The sequence below is a fragment of the Intrasporangium chromatireducens Q5-1 genome (assembly GCF_000576575.1).
Taxonomy (GTDB): domain Bacteria; phylum Actinomycetota; class Actinomycetes; order Actinomycetales; family Dermatophilaceae; genus Intrasporangium_A; species Intrasporangium_A chromatireducens.
Genome location: NZ_AWQS01000605.1, coordinates 1 through 401 on the forward strand (window position 1 = coordinate 1; position 401 = coordinate 401).

Annotated in this window: 1 protein-coding gene; it reads left to right on the forward strand. The window is 72.3% G+C overall.

What is annotated here, in order from left to right; translation table 11 throughout:
- The coding region (locus N864_RS23085) for an IS256 family transposase (RefSeq protein ID WP_034723160.1) at positions 1-401 on the forward strand (401 nt) is incomplete at both ends.

Below are 401 nucleotides of genomic sequence, written 5' to 3' on the forward strand. Positions count from 1 at the left end.
CGACGGGCTCGCCCTGACCGGCAAGGGCGGGCTGCTGCCCGAGCTGCTCAAGGCCGTCCTCGAGCGCGGCATGGACGCCGAGCTGACAGATCACCTCGGCTACGAGCGCGGCGACCGGGCCGGGCACGGCTCGGGCAACTCGCGCAACGGGAGCACCCCGAAGACGCTCGACACCGAGGTCGGCTCGGTGCGCCTGGACCAGCCGCGGGACCGCAACTCGAGCTTCGCCTCCCGGCTGGTGCCCAAGGGCGCCCGGCGCCTCGGCGGGCTCGAGGAGATGATCATCAGCCTCTACGCGGGCGGCATGACCATCCGCGACATCCAGCACCACCTCGCCGCGACGCTGGGCACCGAGCTGTCGCACGAGACGATCAGCAACCTCACCGACGCGATCGGCGAGG